The following is a 1451-nucleotide window of genomic DNA, read 5'->3' on the forward strand; positions in this document are numbered from 1 at the left end:
CTAGTACGGCAGCCGCCGTTTGAGATGCCGCTGGTAGAGCGGGGTGGACGCGAGGCGGCCACCGCGTGATCGTCTGTACGTTGTGGACATAACTTCAGATCTGGCGGTGGCCGCGTGCCACAGCGTAAACCCTGCCGGGTGGCGGCGGGTCCTGGCTGGGGTGCTCGCCTCGTTCGCGGGCCGGTTCGGGCGGGTCGAGCCGCGTCGGACGGCGGCGGCGTTCGTGACCGGCCTGTTGGCCGATATCGAGGTCAAGACGTGTTGGCAGCTGGCGGAGCATGCTGGGGATGCCCGCCCGGATGCGATGCAGCGGCTGTTGTATCGGGCGGTGTGGGACGCCGACGCCGTCCGTGACGACCTGCGTCAGGTGATCGTCGGCCGGTTCGGTGACCCGGACGCGGTACTGGTCGTCGACGAGACGGGGGATCTGAAGAAGGGCGTCCATTCGGTCGGGGTGCAACGCCAGTACACCGGCACCGCCGGCAGGATCGAGAACGCGCAGGTCGGGGTGTTTCTCGGCTACGCCAGTGGGCACGGGCACACGCTGATCGACCGCAGGGTCTACCTGCCGGTGTCGTGGACCGAGGACCGGGACCGCTGCCAGGCCGCCGGTGTCCCGGACGAGGTCGAGTTCGCCACGAAATCTGAGCTGGCAGCCGACATGATCACCGCAGCCGTCGACGCCGGCGTTCCAGTGGCATGGGCTGCCGCGGACGAGGCCTACGGCAACAGCAGCGTCTTCCGCGCTCACCTGCGTCAACACCGGTTGGGCTATGTCCTGGCCGTGTCCCGCAGCCACCTGGTGCCCCTCGATGGCGGCAAGGTCAAGGTTCGTGCCGACCGGATCGCGGCCGATCTACCGGCGTCAGCGTGGCAGCGCCGCAGTGCCGGCGCCGGGTCGAAAGGGCCACGCTTCTACGACTGGGCCTGGCTCGACGATGTCACCACCGACGCCGACCCTGACGACCACGGCCGACACAGCCTCCTCATCAGGAAGAACACCACCAGCGGGGAGCTGGCCTTCTACCGCTGCTGGACCCCGCAGCCGGCCACCCTCGCCCAACTCGTCCGGGTCGCCGGGATCCGCTGGACCGTCGAAGAGGCCTTCCAGACCGCCAAAGGCCAGGTCGGCCTCGACCAGCACCAGGTCCGCCGCTGGGACTCCTGGCACCGCTTCACCACCCTGGCCCTGGCCGCCCTCGCCGTCCTGGCGATCTGCGCCGCCGACGCCGCCGACGAACCCCCGGAGACCGGATTGATCAAACTGACCGTCAACGAAGTCCGTCGTCTGATCAACGCCTTCATCATCCGACCGATCCACGAGCTCGCCCACCGTCTGCGCTGGTCACAGTGGCGACGCCGGCATCAAGCCCGAGCCCGACGAGCCCACTACAAACGACGCCTCAACGCCGAACTTCAGCCATGATCCCGAACGGCGGCTGCCGTACTAG

1 protein-coding gene is annotated in these 1451 nt (G+C 68.6%); it reads left to right on the forward strand.

Translation table 11 applies throughout. The features are described 5' to 3' along the window. The first annotated feature begins 151 nt into the window (after positions 1 to 151). Complete coding sequence (locus ABZ671_RS32685; RefSeq protein WP_357865423.1) at positions 152 to 1426, forward strand: IS701 family transposase; 1275 nt, start codon at positions 152 to 154, stop codon at positions 1424 to 1426. Positions 1427 to 1451: the final 25 nt, after the last annotated feature.

The organism is Micromonospora sp. NPDC006766 (assembly GCF_040636055.1).
Lineage (GTDB): Bacteria > Actinomycetota > Actinomycetes > Mycobacteriales > Micromonosporaceae > Micromonospora.